Below are 21,854 nucleotides of genomic sequence, written 5' to 3'. Positions count from 1 at the left end.
GGTCCCCTCACGCACCCAGCTGCGGCTGCAGCTGGAAGTAGGCCCGGCCCAGGACCCGCTCCTGCAGGCGGCCGCTGCTGCCCAGCGCACGGTACAGGCCGCTGCGGGCGGCGACGGCGACCCGACCCCCGAGGGTGAACGCCCTCTCCTGGCGCAGCTGCAGGTCGCGCGAGATCCGCACCGCACGCCGGCGCCGGTCCTGGAAGCGCAGCAGCGCGGTGTCGACCAGCGCCCGCCGCCGCCCACCGGTCGCCCGGAGCGGAGCCTCCAGCAGCCCGGCGAGGGTCCAGCCGTCGATCAGGGCGTGGTTGACGCCCTGCCCGAGGATCGGGGTGAGCGTGTGGGCGGCGTCGCCGACCAGGACGAGCCCGGGCCGTGACCACCGCTCGACCTCGGTCGTGAAGATGTCGAGCACGGTGGTGCCCGCCCAGCCGGTGACGGTCTCCCGCAGCGGGCCGGACAGTTCCGGTGCGAGCGCCTCGATCCGCCGGTGGAGCGCCTCGATGCCGTCGCCACGCAGCTCGCGCAGCCCGCCCTTCGGGATGTTGAAACCGATGCGGACGTCGTCGGGGTGGGTCGGGATGAACAGCGCGTGCCGGTCGCCGTCGAGCCGGATCCGGTACGAGGCGGGGTCCCAGCCGTCCGGCCGGGGCAGCCTCAGCCAGACGACGTCGCGCTCGAGCGGTCGCACCGTCGCCGGCAGACCGGCCATGCCACGGACCTTGCTGTAGCGCCCGTCCGCGGCGACGACGAGGTCGGCCCGGACCTCGCCGGGCCGGTCCGGCCCGCGATGGGTGACCCCGGTGACGACCCCGTCGTCCTCGATCAGCCCGGTCACCTTCTGCCCGCGCAGCAGGGTGAATCCGTCGTGCTCCGCGGCGGCCTCGGAGAGGGTGCGCAGCAATGTCGGCTGCGGGATCTCCATCGGGAAGCGCTGCGCGTAGCGGAAGCGGTCGAACTCGGTGCGCAGGACCGGGCGGCCGCCCTCGGAGATCTCCAGGCGTTCGACGGTCAGCAGTCCCCGCTCGCGCAGGGTGGCCAGCACGCCGAGTTCGTCCAGCAGCCAGACCCCGTCGGGCGACATCGACTCGCCCCGGAAGGAGCGGTCGAACCGGGCCGACTGCTCGAGGACGGTGACCCGGTGTCCGTCGCGGACCAGGCAGAGCGCGAGGGCGAGCCCGGCGGGCCCGCCGCCCACGACGCAGACGTCGGCGGTCCGGGTGGGGGCGGTCGTCGTCACAGGGTCCTCCGGTGGGGGCGGGCGCCGGTCGGGGCCGTCAGGCCCGGTGCGGTGGGCGGTGGGGTCGGCGGTGCGGTGGCGAGCGCGGGGGCGAGCGCGGGGGCGAGCGCGGTGGCCACGGCGGGGAGCAGCCCCGCCGCGGGATCCTGGACGAGGAAGTGCCCGCCCGGCAGGACGGTGAGGGCGAACCCGGCGTCGGTGTGGGCGGACCAGGCACGCATCACGGGCACCGTGGCGAGCGGGTCGTGCTCACCTGCGAACGCGTGCACCGGCACGGGCAGGGCGGGGGTTCCGTCCGTCCAGCGGTGCCCGGCGCACACCCGCAGGTCGGCGCGCACGGTTCCGAGCAGCATCGGGAGCCACTCGGGGCGGCGCATCAGCTCGGCGGGGAAACCGCCCATCCGGTGCAGGTGGCCGGCGAGCGCCTCGTCGTCGACGGAGTCCGGGTCGAGGCCGGCCGCGGCGGGCCGGGCCAGGTGCGGCGCGCCGTAGCCGGCGACCAGCAGTGCCGCCGCGGGGCGCGCGCCGCGGGCGCACCGCCGCATCAGCAGGTGGTAGCCCAGCAGCCCGCCCATCGAGTGCCCGAACACGACGTGGCGGCGGCCGTCGAGCAGCGGACCGAGCTCGGTGTCGAGGCGGTCGAGGACGGTGGCGAGGTCCCGCCCGAGCGGTTCGACGGCCCGGGCGCCGTGTCCGGGGAGCTCCACGGCGTGCACGTCGACGTCGGGCAGCGCCCCCGGCCAGTGCCGGAACGCGGCGGCGGTGCCGCCCGCGTGGTGCAGGCACACCAGCAACGTCCGGTCGGCGGCGAGGGTGGCGGTCATCGGGGCCTCCCGGTCGCGGGGTCGGTGGGGTGCCCGGTCCGTCCGGTCCGCCCGGCGCGCCCGCGCAGCGCCAGCGCGAGGTCGAGTGCTGCCGCCCGCCGGTCCCCGCACAGCCGCAGCAGGTGTCCGACCAGCCACAGCCGGGTGTCGGTCAGGTGGGCGGGGGCGCCGTGCGCGTCGTCGAACTCCACCCACCGCAGGTCGGGCAGGACGCGGGCGAGCAACTCCCACTCCGAGCGGGGCACGATCTCGTCGCGGCGGCTCGCGACGTAGCGCACCGGGATCCGCACGTCGGCCAGCTCGGCCGGGCCCAACGCCATCGGCGCGAGCAGGGCCGGGGTGTCCCCGCCCCGGGTGCCGGTGAGGTGCTCCAGCGTCGCCGTGGTGGTGCGGGGGAGCGCGGCCCACACCGCGGGATCGGCGAACAGGGCGTGCACCGGGGCGCCGACGGTCAGGACCGAGCTGATCCGCGGGTCGTGGCGTGCCGCGGCGAGCGCGAGATGGCCGCCGAAACTGAGGCCGACCACGTGCACCCCGCACCGGGCGGCCTGTGGCCCGAGCCGGTCGAGGAGCTGCGGGACCAGGTCGGTCGCGCCGGGCCCGTAGCGCACCGTGTTCTCCCCGACCGAGGGCAGCTCGGTGACGACGACCGCGACACCGAGCCGCCGCGCCGCGCGCAGGAAGGGCGCCCACTGTTCCTTGACGCTCACGATCCCGCCCATGACGAGCACCAGCGGTCGCGGTCGCGCCGGGTCCAGCCCGGCCGTCCAGGCGGCGACCCGGCCACCGGGCAGCTCCAGCACGAGCCGCTCGATGCCGCCGACCCGGCGACGCCAGGCGTCGAAGGCGTCGACGACGGCGGTGGCCGACCGGTCGGCGGTCGGGTCCGCGGGATAGGGCCAGCGGGCCAGGGCGTGGTGGCGGCAGGCGTGCAGCGGCCGGCCCGCGGCGCGGTGCCGGTCGCCGTGGCGGGCCCAGACAGCGCTCCACCCCTCGGTGGCGGCCGCGGCCACGACCCGGTCGAGGACGCGACCGTCGATGCCCTGCGCGCGGGCGTGCAGCCGGGCCAGCTCGGCGACCTCGGCCGGCCGGGGCGGACCCGGTGGCGCGACGGCCTCCACCGTGGCACCGGCGGGTGGGGCGTTCATGCCGTCTCCTTCCGGTCGAGCCCGGGGCCGGGGTCGACGTGGTACAGCAGTGCGGTGGCGATCCAGTAGCGCTCGCCGGGGCGGGCGGGGTGCGCGACGAGTCGGGCGGTCACGGCGGCGCGGGCACCACCGCGGACCGCGGCCACCTCGCCGTGGCCGTCGTGGCCGGGTTCGGGGACGACGGTGCGCAGGTCCAGCCCGAGGCCCCGGCCGTCGGCCTTGGCGACGGCCTCCTTGCAGGTCCACAACCGGCTGACCGCCGCGGTCCGGGTGGCGTCCGGCACCGCGGCGAGCCGGCGGCGTTCGACGGGGGCGGTGAACCGGGCCAGCATGCCGGGACGGTCGGCGACGAGCCGGTCGACCCGTTCGACGTCGACCCCGATCCGGGCCGCCGTCCCCGGGGGCCCGCCGGTGCGGGCCACCCCGACGACGACGAGGTCGGCGGTGTGGCTCAGGTTGACGTCGACCGGGACGGGGCGGCCGCTCACCCTGTCGACCAGATGTGGCCGTCGGTGCGGGCCGCGCGCCACGGCGAGCCGGTCGCGGGTCCGGTCCGGGAGCAGCCGCCGGGCCACCGCCAGCAGCACCTCGGCGGAGGACCGCTCCCCGGCGACGCCGTAGACCACGGTGTGCCCGGTCGTGGCGAGCGCCCGGCGCAGCCCGTTCCACACCGGACCGGGGGTGTGGGCACCGACCGGGACCGCGGGCACCGTGACGGCGGGCGCCCGACCGGACCCCGCGCCGGCGCTCACGGCCCGGGCTCCGGGACCGGCGGGGCCTCCAGCGTGGAGACCAGGTCGTCGAGCACGTCCGCGGCGGCGGCGCCGTCGAGCACCCGGTGGTCGAACGTCAGCGACAGCGGCAGCACCGGCACGATCGTCACCCGGCCGTCGCGGGCGACGGGCCGGTCGGTCACCCGGCCGAGCCCGATCGTGACGGCCGTGCCGCCGGAGGAGAAGAAGCGCTGCACCCGGCGGTGTCCCAGCGAGGTCACCGCGACGCTGCCGAACCGTCGCCTGCGCCCCGCGCCGCGGACGGCGAGCGCGAGCGCCGCCCGGCCCAGCGGGACCGGCAGGCGGGCCAGCAGCGCGGCACCCGCGGTCTCGGGCAGCGTCCCCGGCGCGGCGTCGCGCAGCCGGGCGAGCCGGGCCCGCAGGAACTCCCGGCCCGCCACGTCGATGTCGGGCACGACCGCGGAGACGACCACCCGCTCGCCGTCGATCCACTGGTCCAGGGTCACCTTCGCGTCCACCTGCGATCCGCGGACCAGCCGGGGCCACCAGGCCGGCCCGGTCAGCGTCGCCGCGGCGTCGGGGTGGCGGGCGAGCACCCGGCCGAGGGCATGCAGCACGTAGACGAACACCGACGGCGGGTCGGTCCGTGCGGCCCGCTCGGTCGCGAGCGCGGACAGGTCGACCTCGGCGTCGAGGTGCACCGGGCTGTCGGCCCGGATGGTGTGCAGGAACGCGAGCGTGTGTCTGCGGTGCCGGGGGAAGCGCCGGTCGGACGGCGCCACCACGATCACCGGCTCAGCGCGGCGTGCACCCCGCGCAGGTCTCCCGCTTCCAGGACGTCGATCATCGGCGCCCGCGTGCCGGTGAGCGGCTCGGCCACGCCCAGCAGCCGCAGCAGCAGGACCGAGTCCCACCCGGCGAGGGCGTCGAAGGGGGTGTCGAGGTCGGCGGCGGACAGGTCCAGCCCGAGCTCGTCGCGCAGGAGGCTGACGAACCGGTCGGTGTCGAGGGCGCTCATCGCGGGACTCCTCCTGGGGGGACGGGGGCCGGGACGGCCGGCAGCGAGGACTGCACGGACACGTGCGGCGGGTACGGCGGCAGGTCGGTGAGGGTGTGCCGGTAGACCTGCCCGTCACCGGGCGACGCCGGGACCGGTCCCGCGACGAACCCGTGGTCGGGCCACAGGGTGCGGACCCGGTCGTTGCGCGGCGAGGCCCGGTACCCGGCGACCACGGAGTCCGCCCCGGCCCCGGCCGCGTAGCGGAGCAGCGCACCGATCCACGCCGACTCGACACCCCGGCCCAGCACACGGCAGGACAGGACGAGGTTGTCGACGTGGAGGTCGGTGCCGTGCCACGAGCAGAACGCCGCCCCGACGAGGCCGTGGTCGCCGAAACGGTCGGTCACCCGCACGGCGACCGGCAGGGCGGCCGGGTCCTCGAGCAGAGCGCGCACGACGGGTTCGTCGAGGCGCCGGGTGGTCAGGTTGAACTGGTTCGTGCGGTTGGCCAGCTGCGCGAGACGGGCCACCTCGGCCCGCCCCGCGGGGAACACCTGCAGCCGGGTGTCGAGGCCGGCCAGGTAGTCCTCCACCGAACCGGTGGTGTCGCGGAACGCGGCCCGGCGGGTCTCGGTGCGGTAGCGGCCGGCGCGCTCGCGGTCGTCCTCGGTCAGGGTGGGGACGTCGAACCAGCCGTCGGTCAGGAGGGCCCCCACGTGGCCGGCCGGGTCTGCGGCGTCGACGTCGACGGTGACGACACCGGGGTGCGCGGCCCGCACCGAACCCGTCTCCGACGGGTTGTCGTCGACGAAGACCAGTGCGTCGACGCCGATCCCGATCCGGTCGGCGATCCGGGCGACGGCCTCCGGTTTCGGTCCCCAGCCGGCCTCGACGGCCGTGAGGTCCGCGGCCCGCACGACCAGGTCGGGATGGTCGGCGAGGACGGCGGCGACCTCGCCGGGGTCGTTCTTGCTGCAGACCGCGAGCAGCACGCCCTGGTGCCCCAGCACCGCGACCGCCCGCTGGAAGGCCCGGTGCGCCTCGCCGCGGAAACCCTGCGCCATGTCCAACCCGTCCGGGCCGGACTCGGCCAGGGTGCCGCCCCACAGTGTCCCGTCCAGGTCGAGGACCAGGCACTTGCGGGGGCGGCCGTGCCGGGCACGGGCCAGGTGACCGATCCGTCGGGCCAGCACGGCGAGCCACGCGTCGGTGAACGCGACGTGCGCGTAGCGGACGAGCCGTGGGTCACGTGCCGGACCCGTCTCCAGGGCGATCGGGTCGGTGTCGACCACGTGCACGCCGTCGGTCCCGTCGGGGCCGCCGAGGTCGAGCAGGTCCGCGGTGAAGCGACGCCAGACCGCGCCGAGCCTCGCCCGTTCACGCAGGTCGAGCACCTGACCGGCGCGGTCGTGGGTCAACGGCGGGGTGGTCAGGACCAGACCCGTGCCCCGACCGTCGTGGCGGCGCGCCGCGGCGGCCAGCTCCGCACGGACCTCGAGGGCGGCCGCGGCGACGTCGTCGACGGTCCAGCCCGGTCCGGCGAACCGGTCGAACACGACGGTGTCGTCGAGCAGGCACACCGTGAGCCCCGGTGCGGGCTCGGTGGCCAGCGTGACCGCCCAGCCGCCCGGGTCGCCGACGGTGATGCGGGGGAGCAGGCCGTGGCGGGCGATCTCGGCGGCCAGCGGCGGCGCCAGCGGAGCCGTGGTCGAGCTGCCGGTCAGCGTCACCGGCACGTCGGTCGTGCCGGGGTGCGCGGCGAGGACGGCGTCGGTGTCGATCGTGGTCAGCCGGGCCCCTGCGCGACGCAGCGCGGCCGGCGAGGCCCCGGCGAGGAGCGTCGCGACCCGCGGCCAGCCGTCGACCAGACGCTCCGTCCCGCCCTCCCCGATCAGCTCACGCAGCGGGTCCGGAGCGTGCGCCCGGGCGTTCACCGGGCCTCCACGGCGAGCCCGGTGCGGATCCACTTGCTGGACTCGACGGCGACCCCGACCGCCCGCGAACCGACCGGCAGGTCGCCGACCAGGCGGTGCAGCTGCAGGAGGGGGAGCGCATTGCCGTTGTTGCCGGTGTCGGCGACGCAGCTGATCTCCTGCGCAGCGCCGAGGCCGAACCGTTCGACCAGCCCGCGGGTGATCTGCGTGGTCATCCGGCCCCCGAGCTGCGGGGGCAGCAGGTGGGTCACCGTGTCCGCGGCCCAGCCGGTCTCGGCGAGCAGCTCGGCCGTCGCGTCGGCGGCCAGGACAGGGACACCGGCCTCGATGGCCTTGTAGTCCTCGTCGACGGGCTGGTCGGTGCTGTCCCGGTCGGCGGCACCGAACCAGCGGATGACCTGGCCGGGGTCACGGCCGAGACCGACGAACCGGTTGTGCACCGTGCGCAGCAGCGTGCCGCCGTCCTCCCCGGCCCCGAGCACGGCCGCCCCGGCGCCGTCGCCGAAGATCACGTAGTTGACGAGCTCCGTGGTCGGCACCCTCGCCAGGTCGCGGTCGAGGACGAGGTGCTTGACACAGGAGTCGGCCCCGACGACCAGGGCGACCGGGCGGTCGGCGTCGATCATCCGGCGGGCGGTGTCGAGCGCCTGCAACGCGCCGGCACAGCCGGACTGGAGCTGCAGGGTGGGCACACCGTGCACCCCGAGCCGGTCGGCGACCAGGTTCACCGACGCCGGCATGAGATGGTCGGGGGACGCCGTCGCGAGCACCACGACATCGACCTCGGACGCGGTGACGCCCGCCGCGGCGAGCGCGGCCTCGGCCGCCCCGGTCGCCAGGTCGACGAGGGTGTGGGTGACCTTCCCGGTGTCCAGGTCGACGCCGAGGTGGCGGGTGCGGGTGCCGATGAAGTGCTCGATCCAGCGGGGGTCGGCGCCGAACCGGGCGCCGATCGTGTCGTTGTCGATCGGGGCGCCGAGCAGCGCCGTGCCGGTGCCGAGCACGGCGACGGGTGGCGGGCTGGTCATGTCGGAACTCCTCCTCGGGTACGCGCCCCGGCCGCGGAGCGGACGTGGTCGATGAGATCGGCGACGGTGGTCAGGTCGGGGGCCAGCGCCGCAGGGTCCAGCCCGGCGGCGACGTGCGGTTCGAGCTCGTCGGCGAGGCGCATCGCCATGACCGAGTCGTAGCCGAGGTCGCGGCCGAGGACCGCGTCCCCGCCGACCGTGGCCGGGTCGTGCCCGCTGACCGAGCCGATCGCGGCGAGCACGGCCGCGGCGAGGTCACCGCGGGGGACGGGCGCGGCCGTGTCGGTGGCGGGCGCGGTGGCGGTCCCGGCCGAGGTGGTGGCGGTGACCGCGGTGGCCCCGGCGTCGCGGCTGAACCAGAAGCGTGCGGTCGGGTCGAAGACGTGGCCCGGCAGCGGCCGCGGCACCCGGTCGACGGGCTCGAACCAGCCGGTCCAGTCGACGTCGAGCCCGTCGGTGTGCAGCCTGGCCACGACCTCGGCGAGCTCGGCACCGGTCGCGGACGGGCCCGGACCGCAGGACAGGGCCGTCGCCCCGGCCGCGGCGCCGGTGCCGCGCACGAGGGCGGTCAACACCGGACGCGGACCCAGCTCCACGGTGTGGGTGGGGTCCCCGAGCCCTGCGGCGGCCTCGGCGAACCTGACCGGGCCGGTGAGCTGCCCGACCCAGTGCTCGGTGCCCGGCACGGCTCCGGCGGGCAGGACCGTCCCGGTGACGGTGGAGGCCAGCGGGATCTGCAGCGGGCGGACGGCGAGGGTGTCGGCCACCGCGCGCACCGCCTCGATCGCCGGTGCCATCAGGGCCGAGTGGAAGGCGTGGGAGACGGTCAGGACGGTGCTGTCGAGTGCGGTGGCGCGGAGCTGCTCGCGGATGCGGTCGAGCGCGGTCACGGTCCCGGACAGCACACAGGCCTGCGGGCCGTTGTCCGCGGCCAGGTCCACGACCTCGTCGTCGCGGGCGCCCAGGGTGTCCCCGAGCGCGGCACGGACCCGGTCCACGCCGGCGCGCACGGTGAGCATCCCGCCCCCGGTGGGGAGGGCCGACATCGCGGCTCCACGCACGCGCACGAGCCGGGCCGCGTCGTCGAGGGTGAGCGCACCGGCGAGGGTGGCGGCTGCGATCTCACCGACGCTGTGCCCGAGCACGATCCGCGGCCGCAGACCGAGCGCGGCCAGGGTCGTGCCCATCGCGTACTGGACGGCGAACAGTGCGGGCTGGGCGAGCCCGGTGTCGTCGATGTCCGGAGCGGGCCGTCCGGTGAGCAGCCGGTCGACCCGGGTGTCCGGGTCGCCGTCGCGCAGTGGACCCAGCGCGTCGGCCGCGTCGGCGAGGTGGTCACGGTAGGGCCGGCAGCACCGGACCAGCGCGGCGGTCATGCCCGCGTACTGGCTGCCCTGTCCGGTGCACAGCAGCGCGACCCGCGGCCCGGCCGGCCCGGCCGGGGTCGGCGGTGTGTCGTCGAGGCGCCGGGCGAGCCGGTCGAGCTCGTCGGCCAGCCGCCCGGGGGCGGCGCCGACGGCGGCCCGGAACCGCAGTCCCGACTTCACCACCGTGCTGCTCCACCCGAGCTGGGCGGCGTGCCCGGGCGGGGTGGCCGTGGCCGCCGCGGCCAGGGCGCGGACGTTGCGGGCGAGGCCGTCGGCGGTGGCCGACCCGGTGACCAGCACCGTCGCGTCCCCACCGGTCCCACCGGGGCGGCGGACCCGCGGCGGCGTCGACAGGACCAGGTGGGCGTTGGTGCCGCCGAGCCCGAAGCTGCTGACGCCCGCCCGGACCGTGCCGGCCGGCAGCCGGGTCGCCGTGGTGAGCGGGGCGAGGCCCGCGACGGCGAGGTCGTGCCCGATACCGACGCTGGCGGGCACCAGCCGACGCTGCAGGGCGAGACAGGTCTTGACGAGCCCGGCGATGCCCGCGGCGCCCTCGAGGTGCCCGACGTTGCCCTTGACCGATCCGACGAGCGCCGGTGTCGGCCGGTCGCCGTGCAGGTCGCCGAGCGCGGCGAGCTCGATGAGGTCGCCGAGCCGGGTGCCGGTCCCGTGTCCCTCGACGACGGTGACGTCGCCCGGCGCGACCCCGGAGCGGTGCAGCGCGCTGCGGACCACGGCGGCCTGGGCGAACCGGTTCGGTGCGGTCAGGCCGTTGCTGCGGCCGTCGGAGGCCACGGCGCCACCGTCGATCACCGCGTAGACGCGCCTGCCCTCGGCGAGCGCATCGGCCAGCCGGCGCAGCACCACCACACCGACGCCCTCGCCACGGCCGATCCCGTCGGCGTCGGGGGAGTAGGGCTTGCACCGGCCGTCGGGGGCGGCGAGACCCGCCTGCGCGTAGAACACCGACAGGGCGGGGGTGAGGACGAGGTTGACCCCGGCGGCCAGCGCGGTGTCGACCTCGCCGGAGCGCAGCGCGGTGCACGCCAGGTGGACCGCCACCAGCGACGACGAGCAGGCGGTGTCCACCGCCATGCTCGGGCCGCGCAGGTCCAGGTGGTAGGAGATCCGGTTCGCGGCCATGCAGTACCCGTTGCCGGAGCCACGGTGCGCGGTCATCGCGGCGGGATCGGACAGGTGCAGGGTGCCCCACTCGCTCGACATCATCCCGACGTGCACGCTGGTGTCGGAGCCGGCGAGCGAGCGGGGCGCCACCCCGGAGTCCTCCAGGGCCCGCCAGGCGCACTGCAACAGCAGGCGCTGCTGCGGGTCCATCGCGGCCGCCTCGTTCGGCGAGAGCCCGAAGAAGCGGTGGTCGAAGGCGTCGGCGTCGTCGAGGAAGCCGATCGGGGTCCCGGCGCCGTCGGGCAGCCCGTCGGCCGACCACCGGCGCGGATCGACCGGCGCCGCGGTGACCCGCCCGTCGAGCAGCAGCTGCCAGAACTCCTCCCGGTCGCGGGCACCCGGGAAGCGGCAGTCGATGCCGACGACGGCGATCGGCCCACCGGCCCCGGTCCCCGTGTGCCCGGTCATGCCTGCGGCCCGGTCCGCAGGCGCTCGTGCAGGTGGGTGGCGAGCGCGGTGATGGTGGGGTGGTCCCAGGCCAGCGTGGGCTCGGCGTCGATGCCCCAGCGGTCCTCGATGTCGCCGCACAGGGTCAGCGCGTAGACCGAGTCCAGGCCCAGCTCGGCGAGCGGGACGTCGGGGTCCACCTCGGCGGCGTCGAGCTCGCGGTAGTCGGCCACGCGGGCCGCGAGCCACTCGGAGAGCTCTGCGGTGTCCGGGACGGTCGGGGTCATGGTGTTCCTCCGGCGGTGGGGGTCAGGACCCGGGACGGGTGCGGGCGGCGCGGTGGGTGCGGTCGGTGACGGACGACGCGGTCGGGGTCGAGATCGAGGCTCAACCCGGCGGTGGTGCGCGCGGCGGCGTGCGCGAGCAGCGCGGAGTCGGACGTGGCGGAGCCCGGTTCGCCGTGCCGCCCGCGGCGCCGCACGACCCGGCGCAGGACGGCGTCGAGCCAGCCGGGTGGCAGCCCGCCGGGGGAGCCGTCGACGCGGCCGGCCGCGTACCGTCCGAGGCAGCTCGCCGCGGCGACGAGGCGGGCGTACTCGTCCGCCAGCGCCAGCGCCCGGTGGTCGGCCTCCACCCCCCGCCGGGCTGCGGGCAGTGCCGCGGCGCGGATGCCGATCGTCCGCGCCGCCGCGGCGAGCCCCCCCAGCAGCTCCCGGGTCCGTGGGGCCGCCCCACCGGCGGCGCTCCCCGTGCCGGTCGGGTCGGTCAGCACGGCGAGCAGCGGATCGGCGCGCGGACCGGTCAGCCGCAGCCGGGACAGGTCGAGCTCCGGCAGCGGGCGCCCGGAGAAGAGGTCCGGATCGGGCGGGTCGGCGGCCGGGCGCAGCCCCGGCAGCTGGCCGAGGACGGTCAGCGCGCAGCTCGTGCCGCCCGCGTGGCCGATGGACACCCCGGCCGCGTCGCGCAGGTGTTTGCCGACGATCGCGTACTCGCCCTCCCGCAGGTAGCCGCGGGCGCCGAGGACGACGGCGAGATCGTTCAGCGCGTCCTCCACCAGGAGCGGGACGAGGTACTTCGCGGCCGCCGCGATCCGGGCGCCCCCGGCCGGGTGCAGGTGCAGGGCCCGCGCGGCCGTGGTCGCGGTCGCCTGGGCCAGGTGCAGGTCGGCGTAGGCACCGGCGAGCAGCGATTGGGCGTGCGGCAGGTCGGCCACCGTGCGCCCGTAGAGCTCGCGGCCCCCGGCGAAGCGCAGCACCGCGTCCAGCGCGGCCTCCAGCAGCGACGTCGACGCCGCAGCGGTCACGCACCGGCTGACCTGGAAGGCGGCGAGCGCGGTCGGCACGCCGTGCCCGACCGTCCCGACCGTCGCCGACCGCGGGACCGGGCAGCCGGTGAACCGCAGTCCGGCGAGCCGGCAACCGGCCAGTCCGGTGGTGCGGTACCGGGGCAGCCGGGCGAACCCGCGCGCGGGCAGGTCGTCGAGGTCCTCGACGAGCAACAGGGTGTGGGCCCGTTCCGGGCCGTCGTCGGCGCGGGTGCGTGCGAGGACGAGCACGGCGTCCGCCCGCTCGGCATTGTTGATCACCTGCTTTGTGCCGTCGAGCATCCAGCCGTCGGCGGTCGGCCGAGCGGACAGCGCGTTCGCCGACAGGTCGTTGCCGTGACCGAGCTCGTGGAAGGCGACCGGGACGGGGCGCCCGGCAGCGAGCAGCGCGGCCAGCCGGTCCCGCTGGGCTCCGGTCCCCGCGGCCCAGACCGGCAGCGCGGCCATCAGCGAGGTCAGTCCGTAGCCGAGCCCGAGGCCCGCATCGCGGCGGAACGCCGGGCGGAACCGGCGCGCCAGCTCGTCGACGGCGGTGAACCGGCCGCCCAGCGAGGCGGGGACGAACTCCGCTCCGGCACCCCACCTGTCGAGGGCGCGGGTCGCCGTGTCGGCCACGGAACCGGCGTCGTCGGCGTCGACGGCGGCCCGGTACCCGGCCGGGTTCGTCGGGTCGAACGGGTCGCCCAGCAGCTCCTCCAGCGCGTGCGGGCCGGCCGCCGCGGTTCCGGCGCTCATGCCGCACCCGCCAGGCGGGCGGGGAGCAGCGAGGTGAGCCGTCCGTCGCGGACCTGGGCACGCAGCTCGGACAGCAGGGTGGCGTAGGCGGCGTCCAGCGCCCGGTCGCCGTCGTCCCCGTCCCCGTCCCCGTCGCGCGGGGAGTCGGCGACCCGGTCCAGGGCGGCCAGCAGCCACGCGCCGTCGGACCAGGTGGCGGACCCGGGACCGACACACTCCCGGCTGCCGAGCCACAGACCGGTCGCGGCCGCTCCGGCGAGTACCCGCGTCAGCTGCTCGGCCAGGACGAACGCCTCGGCTGGGACGTCGGGCGGGGTGAGCGGCAGGGACAGCCGGGTGATCAGGTCGCAGGCCCGGTGACGCAGCCTGTCCACCGCGCGCGCGGTCGCGGCCAGCCCCGGGGTCGGGACGTCGGCGGCGATCCGCGCGGTGCGGTCCACGGCCTCGTCGAGTGCGTGCAACAGGCTGGCCCCGGATCCGCTGAGCAGCCGCAGCCCGCGGTGGTCGGCGGCGGGGAGCGGGCGGGACAGGTCGGTGGCCGGCCGCAGCCCGTCGGCGGGCGCCGCGGGCCGTCGGTGCGCCCTGACCAGCGCGGGGAACTGGCTGATCAGCGAGTTCAGGTTGACCACGGTGTTGCCGTCGAACAGGGCGACGATCCGGTGGTCGCGCTCGATGGTGCCGAACGCACCCGCACCGGTCGCCGGGACGGAGCCGTCGAGGTCGTCGGGGGCGACGTCACGCAGCCAGGCCCGTGCGCCGAGCAACCGGCGCAACCTGGCCAGCAGCGCCTCGGTGCTCACCGGTACGAAGAACTTGACCGCCGCCGACAGCACGCTCATCTCGCCCGGCAGCGCCTGGATGCTGCGGGTCGCGACGATCGAGAACGCCTCGGCGAGCAGGTGGTCGGCATAGCACTCGGCGAGGGTCCGGGCCGCGGCCGGCAGGTCGACCAGCGCACGCCCGTGCAGGACGCGGACCTCGGCGAACCGGACCGTCTCGCGCAGCGCGTGGTCGGCCGCACCGAGCGAGAGCGCCGAGCACAGCGTCCGGGTCAGCTGCAGCGACTTCAGCACGGTCTCCAGGCCGTGGCCCCGGGCTCCCACCCGGTCGTCCTCCGGATGCACCACGGCGCCGTGCAGCCGGAACCCACTGATGTCGGCGCCCCGGATGCCGATCGTGCGCACCTTGGGCAGCGGCTCGAACGAGCCGCGGGCGAGCCGCCGCCGGTCGAGGAGGTAGAGGCTGAACCCCCGCGGCCCGCCCTCGGGGTCGGACCGGGCGAGTACGCAGACGACCTCCCCGCGGGTGGCGTTGTTGATCAGCCACTTCTCTCCGTCGAGCCGGACGCCGTCGGTCGCCTCGGTCGCGGTGACCTCACCGGAGACCAGGTCGCTGCCGTGCGCACGCTCGGTCAGACCCCAGGAGACGGGACGGCCGTCGGCGACGTCGGCGGCGATCCTCCCGGCCTGTCGTTCGTCGCCGGCCACCCAGACGCACACCGCGCCGAGGAAGGTCTTGCCGTGCGCGATCGCCACCGTCAGGTCACGGCCGGCGACCGCCCGCACCAGCGCCACCGCGGACTCGTAGTCGCGCAGCAGGCCGCCGTGCTCGACCGGTACGTAGTACCGGTGGAGCCCGAACTCCTCGAGCGCGACGATCGCCCCGTCCGGGACGGCCTCGTCGTCGTCGAGCCGGGCGGCGGCCGCGGCGGTGTCGGCACCGGGCACACCCAGGTGGGCCTCCAGCTCCTCGAGCCTGAGCATCGGCGGGTGCCGGAACGGTGTCGTCATCGCGTGCCCGCCGGGTCCGCCGTCGCGGTGCGGGAAGCGTGGCCGACACCGCTCGCGCTGGCGAGCACCCGCAGCCCACCGTCGAGGAACGACGTGCGCATGTCGCCCCGGCGGACCTTGCCGCTGGAGGTCCGGGCGACGCTGCCGCTGGGGACCAGCACCACGTCGGCGAGCTGCACGTCGTGCTCCAGCAGCACCTGATGCGACACCGCGACCAGCAGCTCCGCGGCGGTGACGGTGCGCAGGTCGGCAGGCCGCACCTCCTGGACGGCGACGGCACGCTCGGCCCCGCCGGGATGCGGCACCGAGAACACGGCGGTCATCCCGCCCGCCGTGAGCGAGTGGGCCTCGCGCACGGTCCGTTCCAGGTCCTGCGGATAGAGGTTGCGCCCGTTGAGGATGAGCATCTCCTTGATGCGCCCGGTGACGAAGAGCTCGCCACCGGACAGGACGCCGAGGTCCCCGGTCCGCAGGAACGGCCCCGCCCCGGGCGCGTCCGCCGGGCGGGCGCCGAACGTGGCGGCGGTGACCTCGGCCCGGCCGTGGTAGCCGTCGGCGAGACTGCCGCCGGCCACCCAGATCTCGCCGACCCCGCCGTCCGGCATCTGCCGGCCGGTCTGCGGGTCGACCACGCGCACGTCCAGGTCGACCGGACGTCCACTGGACACGAGCCGGCGGGTGGGCGAGTCGCCGGCCGGCTCGGCGAGCCGGTGCTCCGCCAGCGCGGCGGCGTCGACGGTGCGGACCACCCGTCCGGTGCCCCGGGGCGCCGCGCTGATCATCAGCGTGGTCTCGGCCATCCCGTAGCAGGGCACGATCGCCTCGGGAGCCAGCCCGGCGGGGGCGAAGCGGCCGGCGAAGCGGGACAGCGTCGCCGCGTGGATCGGCTCGGAGCCGTTGAGCACCGACCGCAGACAGCTGAGGTCGAGCGCCGCGAGCTGCGCGTCGGTCGTGCGCCGGGTGACCAGGTCGAAGGCGAAGTTCGGCCCGACGGTCACGGTGGCCCGCACGGCGGAGACCACCGCCATCCACCGGTGCGGCCGCTTGAGGAACGACGTCGGGGACATCAGCACCGCGGTCCCGCCGCGGTGGAGCGGGGACAGCAGCTGGCCGACCAGCCCCATGTCGTGGAAGTGCGGCAGCCAGCTCGCGACGACCGTGTCCGTACCCAGGCCCAGCACCCGGCCGATCTGGTCGATGTTGTGCACCAGGGCGCGGTGGCTCACGACCACGCCCTTGGGCTCGCTCGTCGAGCCGGAGGTGTACTGCAGGAACGCGGTCCGCGACGGGTCCCGGGGGAACCGTGACGCATCGGGGGCGCCGGACGGGGCCCCGGATCCGGCGGCGCCGCGCTCGAACAGGAGCCGGACCTCGTCGAGTCCGGCTGCGGCGGACCACGCCCGGACCGTCGCGGCGAGTGCCTCGACCGTGATCACGTGGTCGACGTCGGCGTCGGCGACGATGCCAGCCAGGCGTTCGACCCCGCGGCCCGAGCTCGACGGCGGTGGCGCGGGGATCGCGGCGACCCCCGCGTACAGGCACGCGAGCATGGCGACGGCGAACTCGGCCCCGGCGGGGTGCAGGAGCAGGGCGCGCCGGCCCTGCAGCCCGGCGGCGACGAGGTCGTCGGCCAGGGCGCGGGCGCGGACGTCGAGTTCGGAATAGGTCAGCGTTGTTCGCTGAGGCTGGGCGGTGTCGTCGTCGAACTCGTCGACCACGACCACTGCCGGATGTGATCCGCGGTTGATCACGTGTTTCTGAAATGCAGAGAGATAATGTGCTTCGTCAGCCGGCACGGCGGTCCACCCCTTCGTTCGATGTGAACGTGGTTCGACCATCCCGGGCCTGTGCGGCGCCGGGCTGAAGTGTCGCTTGTGTGGCTCTGAACCTCTGGTCGTGGACCACTGTTGCCCAGCTCACACTGCTTGAGCTTCGCTTGATGAAGTAAGTGCGGCGGGTTGCGCGGGCGGGTAATCACAGACGCCACGATTGAGTGAATATGAACAGGCGACGAACTCGACATCGCTCATTCGGGCGACGGCAAAAGGCATGGCAAAGTCGCGTGTCGGCGGTGGTGTGCTGGTGCACCGCGCCGTGTTCAGGGGGGAATGGATTGATGAGGTTCGCTGTGTTGGGTCCACTCGACGTCGTCCAGGAGAAGGGCCGCGACACCCATTCGCTGCTCCCGAGTGCGACGAAGAAGCGAATTCTGCTGGCGGCGTTGCTGTCGCGCGCCGGCGAGGTGGTCTCCACGACGTCGCTGATGGACGAGATCTGGGACGAGGGCCGTCCGCGCAAGGCGCGCGCGGCCCTGCACGTGTACCTGGCGCAGGTGCGCAACCAGCTCGCCGAGGGCGACGGCGCGACGATCGAGACCGAGGGGCCCGGCTACGCGCTGCGCCTGGACGGGGCCGGGCTCGACCACCGGGAGTTCTCCGGCCTCGTCGCACGCGCCCGTGCGCAGCGCGAGGACGGCGACCTCGACGGTGCCGCCGACGGCCTGGAGCGCGCTCTGGGTCTCTGGCGGGGGCCGGCGCTGAGCGGCCTGACCGACGGTCCGATGCTGGGCGTCTACGCCACCTGCCTGAACGAGGAGTACGTCCAGGCGGTCGAGACCCGCCTGGAGATCGACCTGGTGCGCGGGCGGCACCGCGAGATCGTCGCGCAGCTGATCCGCCTCGTGCACGACTACCCGTTGCGGGAGAGCTTCCACCGGCAGCTCATGATCGCCTACTACCGGTCCGAGCGGCAGGCCGAGGCGCTCACCTGCTTCCTCGACCTCCGCGAGCGGCTGCAGGACGAGCTCGGCGTCGAACCCTGCCGGTCGATCCAGCAGCTCCACCGTGCGGTGCTGACCGCGGATCCGGCACTCGACGAGCGGGAGTGGTCGGTCGCGTCCTGAGCGGCCCGACGGGGTCCGGGCGCCGCGCGGCACCCGGACCCGTCGTCGTCGGTCAGACCTCGACCGGGCGGCGGACCCGATCGAGCACGTTCCACACCCCGGCCGCGGTCTCGAAGACCTCCGGGGTGAGCAGGTCGTCGGGGATGGTCACCGCGTAGGTCTCCTCCAGCCGCACGAGCAGCTCGACGAGGGCGAGCGAGTCCAGACCGGCGCCGCGCAGACCGGACCGCGGTGTGATCGGCTCGCCCAGCCGGGGCAGCACCGAGCGCAGCACCAGCGGGAAGCGGTCGTCCCACGGGACGTCGCCGCCGACGGTGACACCGACGGTGTCACCGGTCCCGTCGCCCGTCCCGGCGACGGCGTCGACGACCGCCGTGGGCGGCGCCGCCTCCGCCCGCGCGGCCCCACCGGCCGGCACCGGCGTCCGTACGAGTTCCAGACGGGACGCGGACACGACCTCGGCACCCCGTCGGCAGATCTCGACCGCCGCCGGGCGGCTCAGGAAGCCGACCAGACTCGCCGTGGCCCCGTAGGCACCCACGTTCGGGATCGCCAGTACCTGACCCGGCCGCACCGCCGGGAGCTCGGTGCTGCCCCGCCCGAGGGTGTCGGCGGGCGTGCAGAGCGGTCCGACCAGGCGCGCCCGGTCGGTGGCGGGGGCCGGTCCCTCACCCGCGGACACGACGGGCTCGGCCGACAGCGGGAGCAGCCGCCCGATCCCCGACAGCCCGCCCAGGTGGTGGATCCCGGTGTCGACCACCACGAACCGCGCACCGCGGCTGAGCTTGGCGTCGGTGACGGTGCAGAGCAGCGTGCCCGCGTCCCCGACCAGGTGCCGACCGCTCTCGAAGGCGATCTCGACCTCGCCCGCGCGCCAGCCGGGGAAGGACCGGTCCAGCTCGGCCTCGCACCCCGCCCGCAGGTCCGGATAGGCCGGGCGGTCACCGGCCACGGCGAACGGGCAGGCGAACCCGCCGCCCAGGTCGAGCACCGACACCGTGACGCCGAGCTCGTCACGCAGGCGGGCCGCCGTCCGGATGCTCGCGGTGAACTCCGACAGCAGGACCTCGCCGGACCCCGCGTTGGTGACCGGGTAGAAGTGGAACCCGACGATCTCCGCGCCCTCGGCGTCCGGGCCGTGCAGCTCGGCACGCCGTGCCAGGAGCACCTCGATGTCGGACCCGAACTGGGAGGACTCGCCGGTCATCCGCATCCCGGCGTGTCCGGCCGCCTCGCCGCCGTTCACCCGCAGCAGACAGCGTGCGGTCCGTCCGCTCCGGCGCGCCACCGCGGCGACCCGGTGCAGGTCGGTCGGGGACTCGACGGACAGGGTGCGGACGCCGGCGTCGAGCGCGGCACCGATCTCCGCGGCGGTCTTTCCGGGCCCGGTGTAGAGCATGTGCGCCGGGTCCCCGCCCGCCGCGAGCGCGGCCGCGAGCTCCCCGGTCGAGCTGATCTCCGGACGGGCACCGCCCGCGACCAGGGCGGCGACGACGTCGACGTGCGGGTTCGCCTTCAGGGAGTAGTAGAGCGTGGCACCGGAGGGCAGCGCCGCCACCAGCTCCTCGCGGGCCCGGTCCACCCGGTCGAGGTCGTAGACGTAGGCCGGGCTGCCGTAGGTGGCGAGCAGCGACTCGTGGTCGGTCATGCGGATGCTCCCTTCCGGCGTGCCGTGAGGTCCTGCAACGCCGTGCGATCGGTCTTGCCGTTGGGGGTGAGCGGCAGCTCGGAGACGACGTGGCAGGTCACCGGGACCTTGGCCGGCTCCAGGAGTGCGGCGACGCCGGCGAGCACGGCGTCCGCGGACAGGTCGGTGACCGCCACCAGCTCGAGGTCGCGGCCCGCGTCCGGGGGCAGGGCCGCCGCGGCCCGCACTCCCTCGACGGCGGCGGCCGCCGCCTCGATCTCGATCAGGCTCATGCGCACGCCGCGCCGCTTGAACTGGTCGTCGCGGCGGCCGTGGAACCAGAGGTGGCCCTCGGCGTCGAGCAGCCCGTAGTCGCCGGTGCGCAGACGCGGGGCGCCGCTGCGGGGGTCGCGGTCGAAGCGCTGCGCGCTCAGGTCCGGCGCGCCCCGGTAACCCGACATCACGTGCGGCCCGACCGCGGCGATCTCGCCGACGGTGCCCGGCCCGACCGGCTCGCCGTCGTCGTCGAGGATCTGCACGGTGGTGCCGGGCAGCGGACGCCCGACCGAGCCGGGGCGTTGGAGGTCGGCGTCGGGATCGGCGATGGTCACCCGCTTGCACTCGGTGATGCCGTACATCGCGACCACCGACGCCCGCGGGAACGCCGCCCGCAGCGCCGCGGTGTCGGCTGCCGTCAGCGCGGCGCCGGTGCTGGTGAACATCCGCACGTGCTCCGGCGGGGCGCCGCGGCGGGCCAGGGTCGCGAGCATCCGCCCGGTCGAGGGCACGACGGGCAGTACGGTGGCGCGGGTCGCGCGCAGCACACGCAGCATCCCGATCGGGTCGTCGGCGTCGGCTAGCACCGTCTCGGCCCCGGCCAGCGCCCCCAGCAGCAGCTGGTAGAGGCCGTAGTCGAAGGACATCGGGGAGCCGACCAGCACGACGTCGTCCCGGCGGTAACCCAGCCGGGCCGCGATCGCCCGGGCGGCGAAGCACACCGCGCGGTGCGGTGAGACGACCCCCTTCGGAGCCGAGGTGCTGCCCGAGGTGTAGATCAGGAACGCCACGTCGTCGGGGCCCGGGCCCCCGGACCCCCGTGCCGCGACGGTGGGGCCGGTGACCGCGTCGGCGATCCCGTCGACCGGCAGGACCGCGGCCCCCGCCGGTCCGGCGGCGCGGAGGTCGCCCGGCTCATCGGTGACCAGGACCGCGGGACGTGCGTCGGCCAGTACCCCGGCGAGCCCCGCCGCGGTCAGGTGCGGGCTCGCCGGCACGAGCGAGGCCCCGGTGCGCAGCACGCCGAACAGCACGGCCGCGGCCTCCCGGCGGTTGCGCGAGCGCAGCGCCACCCGGTCGCCGGGGACCACGCCCAGCCCGACGAGCCGGGCGGCGACCGCGGCCGCGGCGTCGTCCAGCTCGCCCCAGGTCCAGCCACCTCCGGCGTCACGGACCGCCGGGGCGCCGGCACAGCGGCGCACGGCGTCGTCGAGGAGGTCGGTCACCGTCGCGTCGGGTGCCACGGCCACCGCGGTGTCCACGGCGGTCACGCCGGCCACGTCCGCTCGGTCGCCGCGGGGAGCTCCGAGAGGATCTCCACGACGGCACAGGTGCAGGTCAGACCGGCGCCGCCACCGACGATCAGGACCCGATCGCCGGGCCCGACCACACCGGAGACGACGAGGTGCCGCAGCCCGGCGAACTGGTCCCCGGCACCGAGGTGGCCGTGCGTGCGGGCGAACGGCCAGGTCGTCTGGTGCTCCTCGACCCCGACGAGCTGGGACAGCTGCCAGTCCAGCTTGGCCCGCCCGGCGGCGGGGATGACGACCCCGGCCAGGTCGGCCGTCTCGGTCTTCGCCTCGGCGAGCGCCTCGCCGATCGACGCCCGCACGGCGTCGGCCAGCCGTACCGTGGACGCGCGCATCCCGCCGTGGTGCTCGAAGTGGTGGGCGATCCGGGCGGAGATGTCGAGCGGGCCGGGCTGGGCCGCGTCGTGGAAGCGCGGACCGCGCAGCACCTGCTCCAGACCGTTGTCGGACACGGTCGCGGTGGACAGCAGCCGGGCGAAGCCGCCCTCGGTGGACAGTACGGCCGCCGTGCCCCCGTCGCCGTAGGGCAGGCCGCGTTCGGTCCGCCAGCGGTCGACCCCCGGCAGGCAGAACCGGTCTCCGGTGGTCAGCAGGGCCGCACCGCCGCCCTCGAACGCCAGCCGGGACGCGGCCAGGTCCAGCGCGCCGACCGCGGCGTTGCACTGCTGTTGCAGGTCGAAGGCCACGACCCGGTCACCGACGGTGTAGCGGGCCACATAGGACGCGGCCGGCCACATGTCGACACCCTGGTACCAGAGGCTGGAATGGAACACGACGCGCACGTCGCCGACCTGCACCCCCGAGTGCGTGAGCGCGTCCCGACCGGCCGCCACGGCCATCTCGGGTGCGGAGAGCTCGGGCTCGACGAGCACCGAGGTGATGCCGTTGGCCTCGGCCTCGTCCGCGTCGTACTCGCCGCGGGCGACGGCGTCGGCGGCCGCGACGGGCTCGGGCAGGTACACGCCGAGTCCGGCGAGATAGATGTCGTCCCACTGCATGGTCACTCCCGGGCGGTTGTGGCTCTGGGCTTCCCGCCCAGCGTC

At 75.9% G+C, this 21,854-nt stretch carries 17 protein-coding genes; 1 reads left to right on the top strand and 16 read right to left on the bottom strand.

The window, feature by feature from the left end; all coding sequences use genetic code 11:
- Positions 1 to 7: 7 nt before the first annotated feature.
- The 13 genes from WHI96_RS12655 to WHI96_RS12595 are packed head-to-tail and all read right to left on the bottom strand — an operon-like array spanning position 8 to position 16,420.
- On the bottom strand, positions 8 to 1,240 hold the full coding sequence (locus WHI96_RS12655) for an FAD-dependent oxidoreductase (protein ID WP_345648865.1): 1,233 nt from the start codon (positions 1,238 to 1,240) through the stop codon (positions 8 to 10).
- Complete coding sequence (locus WHI96_RS12650) at positions 1,237 to 2,064, bottom strand: thioesterase II family protein (protein WP_345648868.1); 828 nt, start codon at positions 2,062 to 2,064, stop codon at positions 1,237 to 1,239. Before WHI96_RS12650 ends, WHI96_RS12655 begins: the two co-directional genes overlap by 4 nt.
- Entirely contained in the window at positions 2,061 to 3,212 is a 1,152-nt protein-coding gene (locus WHI96_RS12645; RefSeq protein ID WP_345648871.1) for an alpha/beta fold hydrolase, read from the bottom strand. The genes WHI96_RS12650 and WHI96_RS12645 overlap by 4 nt, the downstream gene beginning before the upstream one ends.
- Entirely contained in the window at positions 3,209 to 3,964 is a 756-nt protein-coding gene (locus WHI96_RS12640; RefSeq protein ID WP_345648874.1) for a 4'-phosphopantetheinyl transferase family protein, read from the bottom strand. Before WHI96_RS12640 ends, WHI96_RS12645 begins: the two co-directional genes overlap by 4 nt.
- Entirely contained in the window at positions 3,961 to 4,737 is a 777-nt protein-coding gene (locus WHI96_RS12635) for a 2-oxo acid dehydrogenase subunit E2 (RefSeq protein WP_345648876.1), read from the bottom strand. The genes WHI96_RS12640 and WHI96_RS12635 overlap by 4 nt, the downstream gene beginning before the upstream one ends.
- Complete coding sequence (locus tag WHI96_RS12630) at positions 4,734 to 4,964, bottom strand: phosphopantetheine-binding protein (RefSeq protein WP_345648879.1); 231 nt, start codon at positions 4,962 to 4,964, stop codon at positions 4,734 to 4,736. The genes WHI96_RS12635 and WHI96_RS12630 overlap by 4 nt, the downstream gene beginning before the upstream one ends.
- On the bottom strand, positions 4,961 to 6,880 hold the full coding sequence (locus tag WHI96_RS12625; RefSeq protein WP_345648882.1) for an HAD-IIIC family phosphatase: 1,920 nt from the start codon (positions 6,878 to 6,880) through the stop codon (positions 4,961 to 4,963). Before WHI96_RS12625 ends, WHI96_RS12630 begins: the two co-directional genes overlap by 4 nt.
- A complete protein-coding gene (locus tag WHI96_RS12620; RefSeq protein ID WP_345648885.1) occupies positions 6,877 to 7,908 on the bottom strand; it encodes a beta-ketoacyl-[acyl-carrier-protein] synthase family protein in 1,032 nt (343 codons plus the stop codon). The genes WHI96_RS12625 and WHI96_RS12620 overlap by 4 nt, the downstream gene beginning before the upstream one ends.
- Positions 7,905 to 10,868 (bottom strand): type I polyketide synthase, encoded by a 2,964-nt coding sequence (locus tag WHI96_RS12615; protein ID WP_345648888.1) that lies wholly within the window; start codon positions 10,866 to 10,868, stop codon positions 7,905 to 7,907. Before WHI96_RS12615 ends, WHI96_RS12620 begins: the two co-directional genes overlap by 4 nt.
- On the bottom strand, positions 10,865 to 11,134 hold the full coding sequence (locus tag WHI96_RS12610; protein ID WP_345648891.1) for an acyl carrier protein: 270 nt from the start codon (positions 11,132 to 11,134) through the stop codon (positions 10,865 to 10,867). Before WHI96_RS12610 ends, WHI96_RS12615 begins: the two co-directional genes overlap by 4 nt.
- Complete coding sequence (locus WHI96_RS12605) at positions 11,131 to 12,906, bottom strand: acyl-CoA dehydrogenase family protein (protein ID WP_345648894.1); 1,776 nt, start codon at positions 12,904 to 12,906, stop codon at positions 11,131 to 11,133. Before WHI96_RS12605 ends, WHI96_RS12610 begins: the two co-directional genes overlap by 4 nt.
- The gene (locus WHI96_RS12600) at positions 12,903 to 14,696 is read right to left on the bottom strand and encodes an acyl-CoA dehydrogenase family protein (RefSeq protein WP_345648896.1); all 1,794 of its coding nucleotides are present in this window, start codon (positions 14,694 to 14,696) and stop codon (positions 12,903 to 12,905) included. The genes WHI96_RS12605 and WHI96_RS12600 overlap by 4 nt, the downstream gene beginning before the upstream one ends.
- On the bottom strand, positions 14,693 to 16,420 hold the full coding sequence (locus tag WHI96_RS12595; RefSeq protein WP_349302381.1) for a fatty acyl-AMP ligase: 1,728 nt from the start codon (positions 16,418 to 16,420) through the stop codon (positions 14,693 to 14,695). Before WHI96_RS12595 ends, WHI96_RS12600 begins: the two co-directional genes overlap by 4 nt.
- 404 nt (positions 16,421 to 16,824) lie before the next feature.
- On the opposite strand from WHI96_RS12595, the gene WHI96_RS12590 reads away from it, so the two are divergent.
- Positions 16,825 to 17,598 (top strand): AfsR/SARP family transcriptional regulator, encoded by a 774-nt coding sequence (locus WHI96_RS12590; protein WP_345648902.1) that lies wholly within the window; start codon positions 16,825 to 16,827, stop codon positions 17,596 to 17,598.
- A 52-nt stretch (positions 17,599 to 17,650) separates the two neighbouring features.
- Here WHI96_RS12590 and WHI96_RS12585 read toward each other — a convergent pair whose 3' ends face one another.
- The 3 genes from WHI96_RS12585 to WHI96_RS12575 are packed head-to-tail and all read right to left on the bottom strand — an operon-like array spanning position 17,651 to position 21,809.
- Positions 17,651 to 19,246, bottom strand: a complete 1,596-nt coding sequence (locus WHI96_RS12585; RefSeq protein WP_345648905.1) for a phosphopantetheine-binding protein — start codon at positions 19,244 to 19,246, stop codon at positions 17,651 to 17,653.
- Positions 19,243 to 20,772 carry a class I adenylate-forming enzyme family protein gene (locus WHI96_RS12580; RefSeq protein WP_345648907.1) on the bottom strand — a complete coding sequence of 510 codons (1,530 nt, stop codon included), beginning with the start codon at positions 20,770 to 20,772 and terminating at the stop codon, positions 19,243 to 19,245. The genes WHI96_RS12585 and WHI96_RS12580 overlap by 4 nt, the downstream gene beginning before the upstream one ends.
- A complete protein-coding gene (locus tag WHI96_RS12575; RefSeq protein WP_345648910.1) occupies positions 20,769 to 21,809 on the bottom strand; it encodes a ketoacyl-ACP synthase III family protein in 1,041 nt (346 codons plus the stop codon). The genes WHI96_RS12580 and WHI96_RS12575 overlap by 4 nt, the downstream gene beginning before the upstream one ends.
- Positions 21,810 to 21,854: the final 45 nt, after the last annotated feature.

This window comes from Pseudonocardia tropica (assembly GCF_040105315.1).
Lineage (GTDB): Bacteria > Actinomycetota > Actinomycetes > Mycobacteriales > Pseudonocardiaceae > Pseudonocardia > Pseudonocardia alni.
This window is presented reverse-complemented; position numbering and strand designations above follow the sequence as displayed.

What these genes read in the sequence shown, in the direction of transcription:
- WHI96_RS12650 (WP_345648868.1), bottom strand. Translation starts at nt 2,064, where the DNA reads ATGACCGCCACCCTCGCCGCCGACCGGACGTTGCTGGTGTGCCTGCAC.
- WHI96_RS12645 (WP_345648871.1), bottom strand. Translation starts at nt 3,212, where the DNA reads ATGAACGCCCCACCCGCCGGTGCCACGGTGGAGGCCGTCGCGCCACCG.
- WHI96_RS12630 (WP_345648879.1), bottom strand. Translation starts at nt 4,964, where the DNA reads ATGAGCGCCCTCGACACCGACCGGTTCGTCAGCCTCCTGCGCGACGAG.
- WHI96_RS12620 (WP_345648885.1), bottom strand. Translation starts at nt 7,908, where the DNA reads ATGACCAGCCCGCCACCCGTCGCCGTGCTCGGCACCGGCACGGCGCTG.
- WHI96_RS12615 (WP_345648888.1), bottom strand. Translation starts at nt 10,868, where the DNA reads ATGACCGGGCACACGGGGACCGGGGCCGGTGGGCCGATCGCCGTCGTC.
- WHI96_RS12610 (WP_345648891.1), bottom strand. Translation starts at nt 11,134, where the DNA reads ATGACCCCGACCGTCCCGGACACCGCAGAGCTCTCCGAGTGGCTCGCG.
- WHI96_RS12605 (WP_345648894.1), bottom strand. Translation starts at nt 12,906, where the DNA reads ATGAGCGCCGGAACCGCGGCGGCCGGCCCGCACGCGCTGGAGGAGCTG.
- WHI96_RS12600 (WP_345648896.1), bottom strand. Translation starts at nt 14,696, where the DNA reads ATGACGACACCGTTCCGGCACCCGCCGATGCTCAGGCTCGAGGAGCTG.
- WHI96_RS12585 (WP_345648905.1), bottom strand. Translation starts at nt 19,246, where the DNA reads ATGACCGACCACGAGTCGCTGCTCGCCACCTACGGCAGCCCGGCCTAC.
- WHI96_RS12575 (WP_345648910.1), bottom strand. Translation starts at nt 21,809, where the DNA reads ATGCAGTGGGACGACATCTATCTCGCCGGACTCGGCGTGTACCTGCCC.